Source organism: Paenibacillus mobilis (assembly GCF_058267595.1).
The window spans coordinates 146,440-164,515 of record NZ_JBZCMS010000005.1; the positions used below are offsets into that span (position 1 = coordinate 146,440).

Genomic DNA, 18,076 nt, shown 5'->3' on the forward strand with positions numbered 1-18,076 from the left:
CCCTCGGTCAGTGGAGCGTCATTTCGCCGCTTTCCAGTTTATTGGCCATATGGCCGAAATCGATCGCAGGCTTGCCGAGCCGGGAGGAAATTTCACTGCAGATCGTCACGGCCGCTATGCCCGCCGAAACCAGCGCGAGATCAAAAGCGTGACCCGCAGCGGCGGCGACTGCATTTTCCGCGTCGTGCGCTCCCTGCACCGATGGCACCATTCCGGCCACGTGTACGCCGGAGCGGATCAATGCATCCGCGAGTCCGGCGGCTTTGTTGCCGATGACCAGCACGCTGCGACCCTGCAAGAGCGGCAGCAGCAGCCCGCGCTCGGCCAAAGCGTAATTGACAGTTGAAGAGGTCAGCCGCAGCCGCGCCGGATCAAGGCCATAATGGGCCAGCACGGGAAAAAGGAGCCCTTGGAATGAGGGATGCCTGGATTCGGGAACTCCGATGATGTCCGCTTTAAAAAGCGCCTGCGCCAAAGCGTCCCGGACGGCCGGATCCGGCAGCTCTACCCCTGAATAGGGCAAAAAGGGCCCCCGCAGCCGGGCTTCATCGGTTGGCAGCACCGTCTCATGCGCAAGCGTCAACAGCTCCCCGTCGCCCAGCCTGACCAGAGACAACGGACGGCCGGAGGCCAGGGCCAGGCGAATTTCTTCGGCGACTCCTTCTGGCGGCATAAGCGGAATCAGCGCTCCCGGGGGCAGCTGAGAGATGCCGGCCGCGATCAGATCTCGAACCGTATACCCGCGTAAAATCGTATTCGGAGGCAGCAGGCGCGCAACCTCGCCTTCGCCCCCTTCGAAATAACCGTCCCGCAGACCGGTCCGGTATCTTTCCTCCAATTCGGCTGCCCTCGCCGTTTGCTCTGCCAGGCGGTCGTCAGATGGTCCGGCAGCCTGTGCGAACAACGTCTCCTGCAGGGCAGCAGCCTGTTCCGTTTCCACCAGCCGGATGAGGTCCGGAACCGCTCTTGCAGGCTTGAAGAAAGCCGGACCGTTTCTGTTTGCCCCCCTGCGTTTAAGCCATCGCGATCTTCCGGCACTTCCCGATCTTCCCATTCTTGCAGTTTTTCCTCTTCGTGCGGCTCTGCTCCCTTTTGCCGCTTTTCCCGGTCCTCCTGCTCTCCACGCTCCCTGCGGAAGCTGGCGCCGCTTCCTTATGCCGGCTTTGAAGCGTGCCTGAATTCCCGAACGTGAACGGCGGACCGTTTGGGGAAGATTGGAGCTTCGGAAAAAGGCAAGCCGAGCGGGCACCCCAAAGGCTGGGCCGCCCTCCTTGATTTTGAGGTTCAGGGCTTTTGAACGCGGCTTCTGCTTTTTCATGGTCCGTCTTCCTCCTCTTCAAACCGGATTCCTCTCGTTTCAACCAAATCTTCCCTCTGAAATGGAGTCCGGCTACAAACCGGCTTTTCCCATCCTCTTCGAGGCTTCCCGCAAAGATTCGAACGTTCCCGCATCCGTCCACCATTTGTGCAGAATATCGTATTCCAGCTTGCCATCCCGGGCATACAGATTGTTCACCTCGGTAATTTCCATTTCCCCCCGTTCGGAAGGCGAAGTAGCGGCGATCCGCTCAAAAACCTGGTCGTCGTACATATAAATGCCCGTAACGCTGTAATTTGATTTGGGCTGCTGCGGTTTCTCTTCAATGTAGGAAATAAGCTTCCGATTGCGTTCGTCAAAGACGGGCACGCCGTAACGGTGCGGGTCTTTGACCTGCTTAAGCAGCACTCTGGCGCTTCCGTAAGGCTGCTTCATGAATTTTTCAGCGAAAGGCTTCAGATCGTCCAGAAACAGGTTGTCGCCAAGCAGCACCACAAACCGGCCGCCTTCAGGAATAAATCCGCGCGCCAAATCCAGCGCTTCGGCGATTCCACCGGCCTGCTCCTGGATTTTGTAAGTGAGGTTAACCCCCCATTCCCTGCCGCCGCCAAGAAAATCCGTGTACAAACCGGCCGACTGCTTGCTGATGATCAGCAAAATATCGGTGATGCCGGCCTGCCGGAGCCTCTCGATGCCGTAGCAGATCATAGGCGATTCTCCGACCGGGAGCAGGTGTTTGTTGATCAGCCGGGTTAACGGATACAGCCTTGTTCCGGTTCCTCCCGCCAAAATGACGCCTTTCATGGCTACTCCTCCTCCTAAGATAAACTGCTCTATCTAAAAAAGGCTTAAATGAACTCGAGCGGATCCACGCCCCATTTTTCCATAAACCGCTGGCGGTTCCGGCTGATCAGCCCGTTCCAGCCGCCCGGATGCTCCGCGTTAAAGCTAGCGCTGCCCTGATGGTAAACGAAGGTATCCCCGCATATCAGGAGCCTGAAGCCTTTGCGGACCGCCCGGTAGCAGTAGTCGTCGTCCTCGTAATGGCCCGGGGAGAAGCCTTCGTCAAGCGGTCCGATCTTGTTGTACAGCGAACGCTTAAAAAGAAAGCAGAAGCCGACCAGCCTTTTGACCTCCTGCCATTTGGCCGGATCCGGCTGGTTGTGCCCGCCCGCATACGCTATCAGCTCCGAAAAGCCGCCCAGGCCGGTTTCGACCTTTTGTCTGCCGCTGGCATAATTCGTGACCGGCCCCACGATGCCGACGTCCGGGCTGCTGTACAAGGCCGACAGCATCTGCGACAGCCATCCCGGGGTGGCCGCGCAATCGTTGTTAAGCAGCATTAACTGCTCGCCCGCCGCCATGGCCAGCCCTTTGTTGCAGGCAACCGGGAAACCGCTGTTGACCGGCAGGGATATAAAGCGGAGCGACTGCTGCACGCAGTATTCCGCAGTTTCGTCCGTCGAGCTGTTATCGACCACAATGATCTCGTAAGGGACAGCGGTAAACTGCCGGATGGAATCCACGCACCGCGCCAACAGCTCCAGACCGTTATAAGTCGGGATGATAATGCTCGTTAAATCCGCAGTACCCATTATCCGTTCCTCGCTTTCGCCAGTTCGGGACGCGAAGCATTTTGCCAGTACAGTCTCGGTCCGAGCCGTTTGACCGCTTCGTGCAGCGCTTCGGCATGATCGCCGACAATCAATTGGGCCACTTTGTTTCCGGCCCCCAGGTTACCCTGGCGGAGCCGGTTGCGCCCGATCACGTCCGCCGTACACGGGGCGGCCACTACAAGGCCCTCCAGGATGGCCACCGCCTGGGCTTTGGGCGGCACCGCCAGCGCCGCCGTACCGATAACCTCCACGGCCCGGCGCGACAGAACATGAGGCACCGCAGTCAGTGAGCTGCTTCCCAAATCAGTCCGTCCCAACGCCTGATTCAGGAACGATTTGCAGCGGGTGACTTCGTCCTGGCTGCCGAAGGGAGGCAGGAACGCCGAAATGTCGTTGAGTACGACATCCATGCCGTTTTCCTGCTCATAGAGGAAAGCCGCCAGCTCTTCGGCGGGGACCTGCATATCCCCGTCCACAAACAGCAGGCTGTCCCCGCCGGCCAAGGCGGCCCCAAGTGAACGGCCGACATCATGGCCAAGTCTGTCGGGGTCAAACGCGAGAATGACGTTGTCCCGCTTTCTCACCTCGTTAAAGCTGCCGTCCGTGCAGCCGTTTAACACAACAATCCGCTCGTATAGCGGCAGACGGTCCAATTCATCCAGCAGCCGGCCGACGGTTTTTTCCTCATTGCAGGCCGTAATCACCGCCGTAGCCCGGCCCGTAAGCGGGACGGGCACACCCAGCGAATCCGGGGACGCCCCGGCGGCTTTGGCATATCCTTCGCGGAAGGCAAAACCAAGAAACATGGCCTCCCGGAAAGCCGGCCGGCCTTTGACCGTTCGGAGTCTGAACCAGTCCGACAGCGAGCTCCGGAAAACTTCCCGGCTGCCGGCATTTTGTCCGGACCCCGAGGGGTCGGGCGGCAATGCTGTTCCTGTTCCTGATCGCAACCCGGATTCCGTCCCCTCCCGTTGTCCCGCGCCGGCGGCAGCCAGTCCGGCTCCCCTCCCGGCCTTATAGGCTTCTGCAAGGCCGGTTACCCGTTTTCCTCCGGCCATCGGATTCGGCGGAGAAGGAATCCGGCGGCGCCGGCGGCTGGCCGCTGCGGCCGGGACGACCGTCAGTAAAGGCCCCTTCCTGCGCTTCCTCCGGAAAGGAGCGGGACTTCTGCGGCCGTTTCCGCTTCTGATTTTGCCGGCGGGCCGGAGCGTCCGCCGAATTCCCCCAAACATGGTGGAAGCTCTTTTTTTACCTACCTTCGTTTTCTTTGTCATCCGGGTCACCTTGCTCTCTCACGGAGCCTGCCCAGATCCGAAAACCCGCCGCGGGGTCCCCGCAGCGCCAGAATCCGGGAGGCCGCTTCCATATGATCGCCGGCCACAATCGCGGTCAGCAGGTCCTGCTGCCCCGGGAGCCTGCGTCTGCGGTTTCGTCTTCCGACGTTTACGAAATGAACGGGCCTTACTTGCAGGCCCTCCAGAATAGCGGCAGTATACGCGTTCGGCGGACTGGCCAGATGGTCTAACCCGATCCGCAGCGCAGCCTCCCGGCTTATCGCGTGAGGCACCGCCGTCATGGACACGCCTTTCAGATCCGGACGGCCCAGCAGCATGTTCAGCATAAATTTGGCGCTCACGACGGGATGAATGTTTCCTGTATTCACAGGTCCGCTGTATTCGTTTAAGGCCAAATCCCCGCCTTCCAGAATCTCGGAAACAAAAGGCTTCAGCTCAGAGGCCCGAACGGCCATGTCCCCGTCCACGAACAGAAGTACGTTTCCTTTCGCGGCTTTGGCTCCTACCGCTCTCGGCACATCGTGGCCTAAAGGCTCTTCGAATTCGAGAACTCTGGCCCCAAGCTTTCTTGCGGCCTTCGCGCTCCCGTCCCGGCAGCCGTTGGCGACCACGATCACTTCCGTTTTCGGATGGACTTTGGAGGCTTCCCTGATAACGCCGGGCAAGGTCCGGATTTCGTTCATCACCGGAATAATAACCGAAACGACCGGCTCGGGATGGCTGGGGACGACGGCCGGAAGCCGTCCGGACTTATACCGCCTGGCGGCTTTAGGACCCGTATGGGGACGTATTTTACGTTTGTTCACCTTCGGAATCCCACCTTTGTCAGTAATGCGGAAATAGAGGGCATATACGATAGCTTATGCTCCGTACCGCTGCCTGCAACGGCAAACGTACAAGGGCTGATGCCGCTTTGCCTAACGGGTTCAGGCCAAAGAGGGTCAAAAGCGGGGCTGGCTGGCGAAGGAATTGAACCGCTAAAAAAGAAAAACAGGACGCGGCTTCCGCCTTCATCCTGTTTATTCCACCTAATATTGTGCTTATTGCGCGCAAGGCATGCCGCCGGCCAACTCCGGCAAAGTTAGGCCTGCCTTTCGGCCCATTCTTCGCGGTTCTCCTGATGGGTCATCAGCCTGACCCATCGGGCCGCCGTATGCTGCCAGCGGAACCGGCTGCGCGCAATATCCAGTCCGCGCAGCCCCATCTCCCGCCGCAGCTCCTCGCTGCCGAGCAGCTTGAGCAGGCCGGCGGGCAGCTCGTCGCCGAGCCGTCCCGGATCCAGCAGAAGACCGGAGGTTCCGTCTTCCACGATTTCCGGAATGCCTCCCGATCTTGTGGCGATCACCGGAACTCCCGCTGCCATCGCCTCCACATTGACAAGGCCAAACGCCTCTTCTTCGCCGGAAGGAACAACCACCACGTCGGCCAGGTTATACCAGTCCGCTACCTGCGGATAAGGCGTGAAGGGCAGGAATTCCACACGGCCGGGATAAGCTTCGGCCATATTTTTTAATTCCCGGACATAAGACGTTTCGCGCTGGCTTCCGTAATAGGCGCTGCCGACGATCAGCAGCAGCACTTCCGGTTCCCGTTCCTCCAGCTTCGGCAGGCTCTGAAGCAGATGATGAACGCCTTTTTCCGGAATCAGCCTGCCGAGGTAAAGCACGATTTTCCGTCCGCTCCAGCCGTATTCCGCCAGTCTTGCCCGCCGCAGCGCTTCTCCCACCGGTGTCCAGCGCGGAACAAAATCCTCCAGGCTGACGCCCAGATGGTTGACCTCCAGCCTTGCGGTCAGCCCCGGAAAACGGCGCTGCAGCTCCTGGTGCAGAAAATGGCTGTTGGCAATAATGCCGTCAAGCTGGTTAAGCGCCGTTTCTCCCCAGTTTTTGGGGAAATGTTTTTCCTGAACGAACGTCGTTGAATGCAGCGACAGAAAAATCTCGGACTGAGGCATGCGCTGCTTCAAACGGCAGGCCAGCAGCGGCCTGTTGTGCACGTCTACCGAGTCCGGACGCCAGGCTCGGAGATGGCGGAGAATGGACGGCAAATAGGCTGAACCTCCAGGCACTCTGCTGCAGGGCACCGTGCCCAGCATCGCTTTTACCGGGGCATCCTCCCCTGTTCTGCCGTACACCCGGATATCCAGGCGGCCTGCAGCCAGCGGGACCACTTTTTCAATTACACGTTCCACCGAGCTGCTTCTTCCCGATGGGAGGACAAACGATCCCGGCGAAATGACCGCAACCTTGTGAGGACTCAAAGCCGATAGCTCCCTTCTGCCAATCGCAATTATGTTGTAGTTATACGACGGCAAGGGCATGAAGGTGACTCTTCCGCAAAAATACCGCCTTTCCATGCCGCATGTACTAGGCCGGAAAGAAGACCAGAAACGAAATCAGGCGGGTGACGCGCCTCATTCGTCCATGCTTTCCGCCAGATCCGGCCATAAAATAAACCAAGCCAAGGATGATTCTTACCCGGTTGATCCCGGGCAGGAAGGGGGAAGGATCGTGCAACCCGAATATGTCGGCATTCTGCTCAATGCCAAGATGCACCGGGGCATACCGGCGGGCCGCACCGGAAAAGAAGCATTGTCTCTCTACGAGGACGCTGCGGCTGCTTACGGCTTGATTCCCTGCTATTTGCGTCTGGAGGATCTGCGGCCCGGCCAGGAAACCATTCCGGTTTATTTGAAGACGGGAAACCAATACATCCGCACGTTAGTGCCGACGCCGCAAGTGATTCATAACCGGGCCATCTATACGGGAAAATCAGCCGAAAATAAAATTTCCGCTCTCCGTGACCATGGCATTACCCTTTTTAACGCCAATACCCGCTACCGGAAAGACGAAATTCACCGGCTGCTCGCCAGTCATCCCGCGCTGGCGGCCTGCCAGCCGTATACGCTGCCCGCTACCCTCGGCAACATCGGCTTTATGATGCAGCGGTACTCCGACCTGATTCTTAAGCCGGCCAGCGGCTCGGTCGGGAAAGGCATCATGAGGCTGCGCCGGGACAGCGGCGGCTGGAAACTGATTTACCGGAGCAAACGGGGAACAAAGCCCGGGCGCTGGACAGAGGTGCGGCTGGGCGGCAGCGGCAAAACCTCGCTGCCGCTTCCGGTCGTCCGCCGGATCCGGCAGGTGCCGTTCCTCGTTCAGGAAAGGCTGCCGCTGGCAGAGTTCAACGGAAGGCCTTTCGATCTGCGAGTGACCGTCCAGCGCGGACTCGGCGGGGAATGGAGCATCACCGGCCTGTTTGCCAAACTGTCCGCTCCAGGCGGCTTCTTATCCAACATTGCTCAAGGAGGAAGCGCGTGTTCCGCCGAAGAGCTTCTAAAAGCCGTAATGCCGCCGGGCGTGGCCGCCAGAGTGCTTGCCGGAAGCCGTTCACTGGCCCTGAAAGCGGCAGAGGTGCTTTCAGGGCAGCTGCCTCTCCTCGCCGATCTCGGCATGGACATCGGAATTACCGCTTCAGGGCGGATCTACTTCATAGAATGCAACGGCCGCGACCAGCGTTACGGGTTTCGCGAAGCCGGCATGGAAATGGTGTGGAGGGAAACGTACCGCAGGCCTATGGCTTTTGCCCGTCATCTGCTGCTCCAGCAGCCGCAGAACCACGTTGCGCCGGTTCTTTTTCGCTAAACGGAACCCGCTTCGGCCTGACCGCTGCACTTCCCGATTTGAGCCGCAGCAGCGGAACGGACATGTGAGGAAGAGCGGTTTACCGCGGGTTTAAACAGGGGATTCTTTTTCTGGCTGGCGCTCGGATCCTGGTTGATTTAAAGCCCGATCTGTGTCAATATTAGCGGAGTTGATCCCATTTCCGCAGCCGGCGGAACGGAATTTAGAAAGGAGCAGCTTATGGCTCAAACCATGATGCGGTTTTTTACGGAGCTTTCTTCACGAAAATGGATTGCCGCCATAACCGGGCATTTTTCCAGGTCGGCCGCCAGCCGTCCATTCATTCCTTTATTTGCTAAAATGTACGACATTCCTCTGCACGAGGCGGAGAAAGAGCTTGCCGAATACCGGACGCTGAATGAATTTTTCACGCGCCGTTTAAAGCCGGGCATGCGCCCCGTACACGGGGAGCCGGACGCGCTCGTCAGTCCCGTCGATTCTTTGATTACGGCCATGGGCCCCATAGAAGCGGGGACGCTTCTGAACGTGAAAGGGCAAAATTATACGATTGCCGATCTGCTTAACAGATCGCCGAGGCTGGAGAAATACAAACACGGTTTTTTCTTCGTGCTGTATTTAAGCCCTACCGACTATCACCGGATCCACGCGCCCGTAGCCGGGACCAAGCTGGAAAGCGAACATATCAAGGGAAAGGTTTATCCCGTTAACGATTTTGGCATGACGCATATGAAATCCGTGCTGACGCGCAATGAGCGGCTTATCACCTACATCGACCATCGCCCAGGCGAGGTCGCGGTTGTGAAGGTCGGCGCCATGAACGTGAGCAGCATCCGGTATACCGATCCGGCCGCCAAAGTCTGGGAACGCGGAGACGATCTCGCTTATTTCGAGTTCGGCTCCACGGTTGTCGTGCTTACGGAAAGCGGCACCTTCGATCCGCTGGAAACCCTGAAACCGGGTACGACCGTCAAGATGGGGCAGCTGCTGGGCTATTTTCGCAAGAAAAGCTAAACAGCTGAATAGCCTGCACGCATAGCCTGCACGCCTGCGCCAACGGAGCGGGGCCCATCACGCAAACCTTTCATCGCAATCGCAGATGGAAAATTCCAAGGAATCAAACGATGAAAGGATAGAAGCAGCAAAAAAGCAGCTTCCGCACCGCGCGGAGGCTGCTTTTTCTATGATATATGGACAATCGCGATTAGAGCTAAGTATGGGAATTACATTAGAACCAGGAAATTTCCTGTTCGGCCGCCTTCAAACGGCGCAGACGGTTTCTGAATAAACTTGATCTGCCCGCAAATCCCCTGCTGCGCATCCGCCGTCTTCTGCTCATGAAGCTCACCTCCTTTCAGGCCGGTTTTCCGGGTCAAACAAAAAGAATTAAAGATGATTACCCCGGTTTCCTTCCCTTTGAACCCTGACGGCGTTCAGCGGATCTCCGAGGGGCTTTTGCCCGTATACTGCTTGAACTGGCGGCTGAAGAAAAAGATATCCCGGTAACCAAGCGCTTCGGCCACCTCGGTCACGTTCATGCCCGCATGCAGCAGCAGATGCCGGGCACGGTCGATGCGGCATTTTATAATATAGGACTGAACGGGCGAACCCGTAATCTCTTTGAATTTAATCGAAAAATAACGCGGCGAAAGCCCGGCACGGGCCGCCAGATCCTTGGTCCTGTGCGGCAGTCCCGGATGCTGGAGCACGTAGTTGGCGACCTCCTGGATCGCTTCGTCCAGATGATGGCTGACGGCGGCCTGGGGCACCGGCACATGGCGTTCCTCGCGGAGCAGGTAAATCATCATCTGCTTCAGCAGCAGCCGCGCTTCTTCCTCGGCTCCGTACGTATCCTGGTTCAGAAACAGCCTCACGTATCTGGAAAGCATAAATTCGAAATCAAACGTCTCCTCGAGCTTCCGGTACGGGGACGGGATCTCCTCGAGAGGGTCTTTGACATCGAAATGAATGTAAGTCAGCACAAGCGGCTTCTGCGGATTATGCGTCGCGCTGGTGTGATCCCCGGGCCGGAAAAGAAAACAGCTGCCTTTGCCGATCGGCGTCGGACGGTCGTTCAGGATCAGCGTCCCTTCTCCGCTCCATACATAAAACAGATCAAAATTCTCCAGCGGCTTCTCCCGCTTCTGCCATTTCCAGCCGGGCTCGCACACGATTTTGGCGAAGGCCCGTTTCAGCACAAAAGAGGAAGGAGAAGTCTTCAGCATGTTTCTTCCTCCTTGAAAATAACGTTTTGCTAGCTATTATACTACGTAAACGCTATCTCTCCCAAATTTTGCTTCCGGCAGCCTGCATCCGGCCAACTCCTTCGGCAATCTCTTCCGGCGTCAAATGGGCGAAAAAGAAGCAGGCCGCGGCCTTATGCGGCCCCTTCCAATACTCATCCACGTTCCGGAAGCTTACGCCTTCCCGGGCACAGCCAGCCTCAAAGCGGCGATAGTCCTGCTCGCTCCGCCGCCATCGGGCATAAACGTGGAGACCGCTGTGCAGCGGCAGCGGCGCAAACAGGCCGCCGAGCTGATCGTCCAGCTCCCGGCGAAACACCTCATAACGCGCGCCGTAAATCCGGCGCATGCGGCGCAAATGTTTGTCGTAGTCGCCCCGCGCCATAAAGCGGGCCAGCGTGCGCTGCTCCAGGAGAGCCGGCGATGAAGGCTCGAACAGCGCTTTAGCCCGCCGCACGGGCTCCACGAGCGGCGGGGGCAGCACCGCGTAACCGATGCGCAGCGCGGGGAACAGCGTTTTGGTGAACGTGCCGACGAAGATGACCCGTTCACCCCGGTCCTGCGCCATGAGCGGCTCCATCGGCTGGCCGGCCCAGCGGAACTCGCTGTCGAAATCGTCTTCGACGATGACCGCGTTCCGCTTTTCGGCCCAGGCCAGCAGCTCGCGCCGCCGCTCCGGCGCCAGCACCGCGCCGGTCGGGAACTGCCGGCCCGGCGTCGCAAACAGGACCTGCGCGTCCCAGTCGCGCGGGACAAGCCCCCGGCCGTCCACCTCGGCCGGGATCACCGCCGCCCCGGCAGCGGCGGCGGCCAGCCGGATCCCGGGGTACCCGGGATCCTCGGCCACGGCCCGCGCTCCTTCGCCCAGCAGCAGCTGGCTCAGGAGCGCGATGGCCTGCATCGATCCGCTGAAGCAGCAGATCGATGCAGGGTCTGCGGCGATGCCGCGGCTGGCGCGAAGATGGGCCGCAATCGCGGCCCGGAGCCCCGCATCGCCAAAGGCATCCGCCGCGCCGTCGTAAGCCTCGGCGGACGCCTTCGTCAGCGCGCTGCGCCACGCCGCGTGCGGAAATTCCGCCGGCGGCAGCCTCAGGCCGCTCGCGAACGAAATCGTTCGCACGGAACCCGCCGCCGGTCCGGCGGGTTCCGTGCTCCGCTCATCCTCGCTTTTCCCGCCGTGCGCGCCAGGGCCGAAACCTCCGGTTTCCTCGGTTCCGCCCAACTTCCCCTCCGCCTTCCCTGCTCGCCCGGCTGGAACGCCGGCCGCTCCGAAGGCTCCGGACGTCTCGCCCGTTCCGATCTCTGCCTCCGTCCTCCGGCCCGAGGACTCTCCCCCATCCGACAGCCGCTGCAGTCTTTGGGCCCAGGGCGACAACCAAAGCTCCGCCGGCTTGCGGCCACCGGTTTCGGCCTCGGTCCCAGCTCCAGCATCCGGTTCCGCCCCGGCAGTTGACGTCCTACGGTCTGCCGTATGGCCATTGCCGGGTTCTCCGCAGCTTCGCTCCCCGGGTTCTGCGGGAAGCCCACCCCCGGGGTTTTCCTTCCCAGCTTCACTCCCACTCTTCTTCCCACTCTCCTTCCCGCTTTCTTTGCCTCCTTCCAAGCCGCCGCTCCTGCCGCCTGCCGCGTCCGTCGTTCCGCCGGCATAACGGGACGCCACAAAGGTCCCCTTCCCCACCTTGGCGTAAACGTAGCCTTCGGCCAGCAGCATATCGTAAGCCTGGGAGACGCTGCCTCTCGACAAGCCATACATATCGGCCAGCTCCCTCGAAGCGGGCAGCCTGGTTCCTGCCGGCAAGGAGCCGTCCCGGATTTTGCCGCGAATAGCCTGATAAAGGGCCAGATACTTATAACGGTAGACGGCCAGCATTTTTTCCAAAGGCAGTGTAAAATCGGACATCAGGCTTGCTCCTCCTCTGCTTCCCCAAAAAATTGGACTAATAAAATGAATCTAAATTGGTTCTTTTTTAATGTCAATCGCTCTTATATGCTTAAACTCTATTAACCGGAACTGCCGGGTTTGGAAGGGGTAATCCTATGAGAAGGCAAGAATTTCAGGTTGAAGAAGCCGAAGAGATCGAAGCTTTTCTGGCGGACATGAGTTTCGGATTTCTCGGGACGCTGTCTGGAGACGGCGCCTGCCGGGTAACGCCGCTTAATTTTGTTTACGGGAACGGCGTTTTTTATTTTCATGGCAGCCTTGCCGGAGAGAAGATGAAACAGATGAAAGCCGACCACCGGGTCAGCTTCACCGTCGCCAGAGAATACGCGCTGATTCCTTCTTATTTCACCGACCCCGAGCTGGCTTGTCCGGCCACCTCCTATTTCAAAAGCGTAATGGCTGAAGGGATTTCCGAGTTGGTGCAGGATCCGGCGGAAAAAGCGCAGGCCCTTTCGCTGTTTATGCAAAAACTCCAGCCTGAAGGCGGTTATGAACCGATCGACGCGGCCGATCCGCGGTATACCGGCCGGCTCAAAGCCGTTTCCGTCTACAAGCTGGTCCCCTCCTCGCTGTCGGCGAAGTTCAAATTCGGGCAAAACCTGAAGGAGCAAGAGCGTGCGGCGGTCACGGCAGGCCTTAAGGCCCGTGGACAAGCGGAAGATTTGGAAACGGCCGGACTGATGCAAAAATATTGTCCCTACCACCGCGAAAATTGAAGGATTGGTCCGTGACGCTTGCCTGGCCTGATGTTATAATGTTAGGCAGTCAAAACGAAAATTCAGGACCAATTACGAAGTTGGAAGGATGGAAAGTGATGAACCCTCTTGCGTCACAGCTGAACGACCGCCTGAAAGCAGACAGTCCTTATGTATATGAAATGTTGTCCGGGCTCGGTCGCGAAATTTATTTCCCTAAGGAAGGGATCTTAAGTCAATCGGCGGAAGCTTCCAGCCAAGCCAAAAAATATAACGCCACCATCGGCATCGCCACGGAAAACGGCGGACCTATGCACCTGGCTGTCATTCAGGACACGCTATCGGCCTACAAACCGCAGGATTTGTATCCTTACGCCCCTCCTGCCGGCAAACCCGAGCTGCGCTCCGTGTGGCGGGATAAAATGCTGAAGGAAAACCCGTCCCTGGCGGGCAAGTCCTTCGGACAGCCGATCGTGACCAACGCCTTGACCCACGGGCTCAGCATCGTGGCGGATTTGTTTGTCGGAGAAGGAGATGCCGTGATTTACCCCGATAAAAACTGGGAAAATTACGAGCTGACCTTCGGCATCCGCCGTCATGCGCAAATCGTGAATTACGAGCTGTTTACGGAAGAGATGAAGTTTAACAGCATAGGTTTGCGGGAAGCCCTTCTGGCCGTACCGGCCGGCGGCAAAGCGGTTGTGGTTCTCAACTTCCCGAATAATCCGACCGGCTATACGCCCGGGGCTCAGGAAGGCGACGAGATCGTAGCCGCCATCAAGGAAGCCGCCGAGGCGGGCGTAAATGTCGTCGTGGTTACCGATGATGCCTATTTCGGACTCTTTTTCGAAGATTCCCTGCAGGAGTCCCTGTTCGGCAAGCTGGCCGATCTGCATCCGCGGGTGCTGGCCGTTAAAGTTGACGGAGCTACCAAAGAGGAATACGTTTGGGGATTCCGCGTCGGATTTATTACTTATGCCGGCACGCCGGAAGCCGTTTCGGTGCTGGAGCAGAAGACGCTGGGCATCATTCGCGCCACCATTTCAAGCGGGGCCCATCCTTCCCAAACCTTTGTGCTGCAGGCTTTGAAATCGGACGAATTTGCTCCCCAGAAGGAAGCGAAGTTTGCCGTCATGAAAGGCCGGGCCAACAAGGTTAAGGCACTGCTGGACAGCGGCAAATACGGCGATGTATGGGAATATTATCCGTTTAATTCCGGTTACTTCATGTGCCTCAAGCTGAAAACGGTGGGAGCCGAGCCGCTCCGCCAGCACCTGCTCCGCGAATACGGCGTCGGCACGATCGCCCTCGGCGAGCGGGATCTGCGGATCGCCTTCAGCTGCATTGCGGAAGAAAACCTGGAAGACCTGTTCGATCTGGTTTACCGGGGCGTGCAGGATCTGCAAAATCGATAAAATTTTAATCGGGCGGCAAAGGCCCATACCGCTTCGCCCCTCCGCTCATATGATACTCCTGTAAGTGACAACAACACTTGAAAGGGGAATGGCAAATGAACGGAGTAGAAGATACTAGAGGCGGTTACGGCGGCGGTTTGGGTTACGGCGGATTCACAAGCACAGGTGCAATCCTTGTATTGTTCATCCTGCTCGTCATCATCAGCCGTGCATTCATCCTCTAATTTCCTTTCTTGAAATCAAGACTGCCCGGATTCGGGCAGCTAACAGCAGGCAGACCGGGCTGAAGCCCGTCTGCCTTTTGTTTTTCCGCTAATCCTGTTATTTACAGACCATAATCGGCGTAATTCCCCGAATAGACGAGATATTCCATGCAATAAAAATATATCCCCCCATTTAGACCGGAAAATTTCCTGATAACCGCTGAATTCAGCTAATCAAGTCCAAATTTGCATTTTACATTCGCTGCACTTCATGACATAATCCAAATTGTCGTTTTAAAACATCTGATCCACATGCTGCGCCTGTGCGGGAGCTAGAGCTAGGAGCATTCCCCGCCGGGGCTTTTTTTGTGCCGAAGCCTTTGCCGTCTTGCTGCGGCAGACTATACTACCAAACTGTTAAAGGAGATCTGATCAAAATGATTAATAAAATGGAACCCCCGCCTAGGCTGGACGAATACGTTAACCGTTTATCGGTAAACAAAATCGGCCAAATCGAAATTTTCCGTTACGACCGGAATTTTGTTGCGGAAACGATGTATCCGATTGGGACCGATGAAGTATTTGTCCTGCTGCAGATCACCTGCGGCGGCGTAAACGGCCGGGCTGAGCTTCACCTGCCGGGAGTCCATCCGAATTTTGATCTGGTCCGTTTTGCTTCTGTCTATAAAAACCTGAAAAAAGGCAGCGTTCCTGAAGCGCTGCGTTACGTCCAGGCCAGCCGTGATGAATGGGGCATCGCCCGCCGCAGGCTGGCGGAAGCCGCTTTGACCGATTTGGCCGGCAGGCTCCATAACCCGGAGTCTCAAACGACTGGAAACCCGTCAGGCTTCGAACGGAACCTGCTGTTTGACTGCTCGCAGTCCTACTTTTCTTTCTAACAAAACAAACAAGGTCCCCTGCTGCTTCGCAGCTTGGGGACCTTTCCGCTTTTCAGGCCGGATTGGCGCGTCCTAGTTTGCTGTTATCCGTTTACCATCAGGCTGACCGCCTTTACAATAGCCTCCCGGGTTTGATCCGGGGTGTTCATGGCTTCCGGATCATACGAAGGGCCAAACGGATTGCTGGAGATAAAGGAAGTAGTCAAAGCCATAATCGCCGTCAGGATAAACCCCGGAGTGAAGGTTTTCCCCACCGTCCCGGCTTGCTGCGCCTCCAGCAGCTCTTTGACTTTCTTCTGCTGGACCGAAGCGCGTTCCGTCAGATTTACGTTTTTTTGTTCCAGCCCATACCAGGTCATTAACCGGAACAAGTCGGGATTTTCCATGACAAAATCAAAAACCCTTCCGGCGTAACCGGGGAGATCGTCGGACGAAAAGGTGATTTCTTCATACACCCGCGTCAAATTTTTCTGCAGCACCGTCGTAAAAAGCGTTTCTTTATTTTCAAAATAAATATAGATCATATTTTTATTGCAGCCGGCATTTTTGGCGATCCGGTCGACCCGTGCCCCCGCAATGCCGTAAGAAGAAAATTCCTCCATTGCCGCCTCTAGGATCCGTTCTTTAGTTGCTTCCGCATTTCTCAAAGGATGTCCCTCCAAACCAAAAACTTCTCGAAACCTGCGCTAGCCAATCGTGCTAACTATAGCACATAAATAAATCTTTTTACAAACCCGTTAGTTAGGATTAAACCGCTCCAAAATAAAAAAAGGCGGAGCACTCCGCCTCTTTCGGTTTCTATTCGGTTTCTTTTTGATTCCTTTTTGGTTTCTATTCGTCTTCTTCCTCGCCTTTTTTCGTTTTCGATCCATATAACCGCTGCAGGAAAGCGATCGCCAGACCCCCGACAAGGAAATACACCGCCTGAGGCAGCTCCCCGTCAACAAGCGAAGGGATAAAAGCAAGCCACATCAGCAGGGCGTATACCCATTGAATCCGGAAAATCAAACGGACGGCATTGGTTTTGCGGCTGCCCGCCGGAACCGGATAAAGGCTCAGCCAAAACGACTCGCTGTGGACCCTGCGCAGCTCGGACAGCTGAACTCCCACAACAAAAACAAAAAAGAGATAAACTGCGCCGCCCATCAGGTTTTGTCCGCTGAGGTAAGCGAGCAGCGCGCCGACCACAGCCACGCGCAGCACGATCATAAACATGTCGCTGCGGATAAAACTTTTGGTCAGCAAATAGCGGTAAGCCTGTCCGGGTTCCCACGGAATCCGGCTTCCCCAGCCCGACAGCCAGCGGCGGGTACGCACCCGCTGCTCGCGGCCCGGCACCTCGACGAACCAGCCGAGCACCGTCATGGCGCGGGCGGCCTGATTTTTCTCCGCTGCGATCAGGATCTCCCAGGGCACGCGCAGCCTTGCAGGAAGCAGCAGCGAAGCCGCGTAAGCCGCAGCCAGTATCACGATGAACAGCAGCGCTTTGCCGGCCGGATGCCAGAACCAGGCGGCCAGCGCCAGAACGCCGGCTGCCCAGCGCAGCAGACGATAGGATCCGGCTGCCCGCCGGGACACAAACGTCAGCTCGCGCCAGCTGCCAAAGCTGGCCACAAGCGCCCATACCGCCAGCAGCAGCGCCGTCCAGCCGAACGGCTTCGCCTGATCCTCAGCCGTTATGTAGAGAGGCCAGAAAGTAACCAGAATAAGAGCAGAAATCACATATTTGCGAATGATAGCTCCCCGCCATGCAGGCGCAAAATAGCGGATCATCCGCGGCTCCTGCGGCAGCAGGAACACCGTATCGGCCGGCTGCAGGAAGGTGCGGAAGCCGCCGCCGATCACGAACGGAGCCAGCAGTACCAGCGCGATCCAGCGGATCGGCAGCCCTTCCGGCAAATTCCGGATAAAGGCCGTATACCATGCGGCAAACGCGATGAGGCAGAACAGGAACAAGACGGCCACACCGCTCTGCAGCACATACCCGAGATAGGGAACGATCCCGCCCCAGAACTGACCGCTTCTTTTCCGCCGGAGCTCAAGAAGGTTCATCATGCGTTTCCGTCCTGCACCAGCGAATAAAAAATCTGCTCGAGCGGCTGTCCCTGCATGCCTGCCGCCGAAGCGATTTCATCAAGCGTTCCTTGCGTAATAATCCGCCCTTGATGAAGGATGACGAAACGGTCGCAGTAGTTTTCAATCGTAGATAAAATATGAGAGCTCAGCAGGATGGACGCGCCTTCGCTGCGCAGCTTCATCATAAAATCAAGCAGCGAACGGATGCCGAGCGGATCCAGGCCCAGAAAAGGCTCGTCGATAATGTACAGCTTTGGTCTGGCCACGAAAGCGCACATGATCATGACCTTTTGTTTCATCCCTTTGGACAAATGCACGGACAAGCTGTCCATTTTATCCTCCATCCGGAACAGCCGGGACAACTCGGCCGCACGGGCTTCGTAATCGCTGCGCTCTACCCCGTAAGCCCGGGCCGTAAATTCCAGATGCTCGCGGACGGTCATTTCCTCATATAAAAGCGGAGATTCCGGCACGAAAGCCAGCGCTCCCTGATACTGCTCCAGATTCCGGGCACGGGTCGCTCCGTTCACCCGGATTTCGCCTTTTTGCGGATTCATGAGACCCAAAATGTGCTTCATCGTGGTGCTTTTTCCCGCTCCGTTTAGACCGATCAGTCCCACCATTTCCCCCGGCATCACCTTCATGCCGATGTCATGCAGCACGGGTCGGTTCAGGTTGTAACCGCCGCTTAAGGCTTCAATTTCCAAAACCGGATTTTGCGTCAAGGCAGTGG

At 57.4% G+C, this 18,076-nt stretch carries 17 protein-coding genes; 6 read left to right on the forward strand and 11 right to left on the reverse strand.

All coding sequences use genetic code 11. From position 1 onward, the window contains the following. Positions 1-7: 7 nt before the first annotated feature. From AC3ZPD_RS11495 to AC3ZPD_RS11520, 6 genes are all read right to left on the reverse strand, one after another. A complete protein-coding gene (locus tag AC3ZPD_RS11495; protein WP_490984433.1) occupies positions 8-1,318 on the reverse strand; it encodes a GT-D fold domain-containing protein in 1,311 nt (436 codons plus the stop codon). Between the two features lie 72 nt (positions 1,319-1,390). Then, positions 1,391-2,122, reverse strand: coding sequence for a sugar phosphate nucleotidyltransferase (locus AC3ZPD_RS11500; RefSeq protein WP_490984434.1), 732 nt, complete (start codon positions 2,120-2,122; stop codon positions 1,391-1,393). A 44-nt stretch (positions 2,123-2,166) separates the two neighbouring features. Beyond that, positions 2,167-2,913, reverse strand: a complete 747-nt coding sequence (locus AC3ZPD_RS11505; protein WP_490984435.1) for a glycosyltransferase family 2 protein — start codon at positions 2,911-2,913, stop codon at positions 2,167-2,169. Then, a complete protein-coding gene (locus AC3ZPD_RS11510) occupies positions 2,913-4,208 on the reverse strand; it encodes a glycosyltransferase family 2 protein (protein ID WP_490984436.1) in 1,296 nt (431 codons plus the stop codon). Before AC3ZPD_RS11510 ends, AC3ZPD_RS11505 begins: the two co-directional genes overlap by 1 nt. Before the next feature lie 5 nt (positions 4,209-4,213). Beyond that, on the reverse strand, positions 4,214-5,035 hold the full coding sequence (locus tag AC3ZPD_RS11515; RefSeq protein WP_490984437.1) for a glycosyltransferase family 2 protein: 822 nt from the start codon (positions 5,033-5,035) through the stop codon (positions 4,214-4,216). A gap of 275 nt (positions 5,036-5,310) precedes the next feature. Beyond that, complete coding sequence (locus AC3ZPD_RS11520; RefSeq protein WP_490984438.1) at positions 5,311-6,489, reverse strand: glycosyltransferase family 4 protein; 1,179 nt, start codon at positions 6,487-6,489, stop codon at positions 5,311-5,313. Positions 6,490-6,547: 58 nt separating this feature from the next. On the opposite strand from AC3ZPD_RS11520, the gene AC3ZPD_RS11525 reads away from it, so the two are divergent. Together AC3ZPD_RS11525 and asd are read left to right on the forward strand one after the other, a co-directional pair. Continuing rightward, entirely contained in the window at positions 6,548-7,873 is a 1,326-nt protein-coding gene (locus AC3ZPD_RS11525; protein WP_490984439.1) for a YheC/YheD family endospore coat-associated protein, read from the forward strand. 219 nt (positions 7,874-8,092) lie between these two features. Further along, the gene (asd, locus tag AC3ZPD_RS11530) at positions 8,093-8,884 is read left to right on the forward strand and encodes an archaetidylserine decarboxylase (protein WP_490984440.1); all 792 of its coding nucleotides are present in this window, start codon (positions 8,093-8,095) and stop codon (positions 8,882-8,884) included. Positions 8,885-9,303: 419 nt separating this feature from the next. Here the strand turns inward: asd and AC3ZPD_RS11535 are convergent, their stop codons facing one another. Further along, the gene (locus AC3ZPD_RS11535; protein ID WP_490984441.1) at positions 9,304-10,095 is read right to left on the reverse strand and encodes a helix-turn-helix domain-containing protein; all 792 of its coding nucleotides are present in this window, start codon (positions 10,093-10,095) and stop codon (positions 9,304-9,306) included. Between the two features lie 52 nt (positions 10,096-10,147). Then, positions 10,148-12,013 carry an aminotransferase-like domain-containing protein gene (locus AC3ZPD_RS11540; RefSeq protein ID WP_490984442.1) on the reverse strand — a complete coding sequence of 622 codons (1,866 nt, stop codon included), beginning with the start codon at positions 12,011-12,013 and terminating at the stop codon, positions 10,148-10,150. Positions 12,014-12,150: 137 nt separating this feature from the next. Between AC3ZPD_RS11540 and AC3ZPD_RS11545 the strand changes: the two genes are divergently transcribed. The 4 genes from AC3ZPD_RS11545 to AC3ZPD_RS11560 all read left to right on the forward strand — a co-directional run bounded on the left by AC3ZPD_RS11545 (position 12,151) and on the right by AC3ZPD_RS11560 (position 15,267). Beyond that, the gene (locus AC3ZPD_RS11545) at positions 12,151-12,771 is read left to right on the forward strand and encodes a pyridoxamine 5'-phosphate oxidase family protein (RefSeq protein ID WP_490984443.1); all 621 of its coding nucleotides are present in this window, start codon (positions 12,151-12,153) and stop codon (positions 12,769-12,771) included. Positions 12,772-12,869: 98 nt separating this feature from the next. After that, entirely contained in the window at positions 12,870-14,165 is a 1,296-nt protein-coding gene (locus AC3ZPD_RS11550) for an aminotransferase class I/II-fold pyridoxal phosphate-dependent enzyme (RefSeq protein ID WP_490984444.1), read from the forward strand. A gap of 95 nt (positions 14,166-14,260) precedes the next feature. Beyond that, positions 14,261-14,389 (forward strand): YjcZ family sporulation protein, encoded by a 129-nt coding sequence (locus AC3ZPD_RS11555; RefSeq protein WP_490984445.1) that lies wholly within the window; start codon positions 14,261-14,263, stop codon positions 14,387-14,389. A gap of 416 nt (positions 14,390-14,805) precedes the next feature. Continuing rightward, positions 14,806-15,267: a hypothetical protein gene (locus AC3ZPD_RS11560; RefSeq protein ID WP_490984446.1), complete on the forward strand. Its 462-nt coding sequence runs from the start codon at positions 14,806-14,808 to the stop codon at positions 15,265-15,267. Between the two features lie 83 nt (positions 15,268-15,350). Here AC3ZPD_RS11560 and AC3ZPD_RS11565 read toward each other — a convergent pair whose 3' ends face one another. The 3 genes from AC3ZPD_RS11565 to AC3ZPD_RS11575 all read right to left on the reverse strand — a co-directional run bounded on the left by AC3ZPD_RS11565 (position 15,351) and on the right by AC3ZPD_RS11575 (position 18,068). Continuing rightward, on the reverse strand, positions 15,351-15,914 hold the full coding sequence (locus AC3ZPD_RS11565) for a TetR family transcriptional regulator (protein ID WP_490984447.1): 564 nt from the start codon (positions 15,912-15,914) through the stop codon (positions 15,351-15,353). A 184-nt stretch (positions 15,915-16,098) separates the two neighbouring features. Further along, the gene (locus AC3ZPD_RS11570) at positions 16,099-17,322 is read right to left on the reverse strand and encodes an ABC transporter permease (RefSeq protein WP_490984448.1); all 1,224 of its coding nucleotides are present in this window, start codon (positions 17,320-17,322) and stop codon (positions 16,099-16,101) included. Further along, entirely contained in the window at positions 17,319-18,068 is a 750-nt protein-coding gene (locus tag AC3ZPD_RS11575; protein ID WP_490984449.1) for an ABC transporter ATP-binding protein, read from the reverse strand. Before AC3ZPD_RS11575 ends, AC3ZPD_RS11570 begins: the two co-directional genes overlap by 4 nt. Between the last annotated feature and the right edge of the window lie 8 nt (positions 18,069-18,076).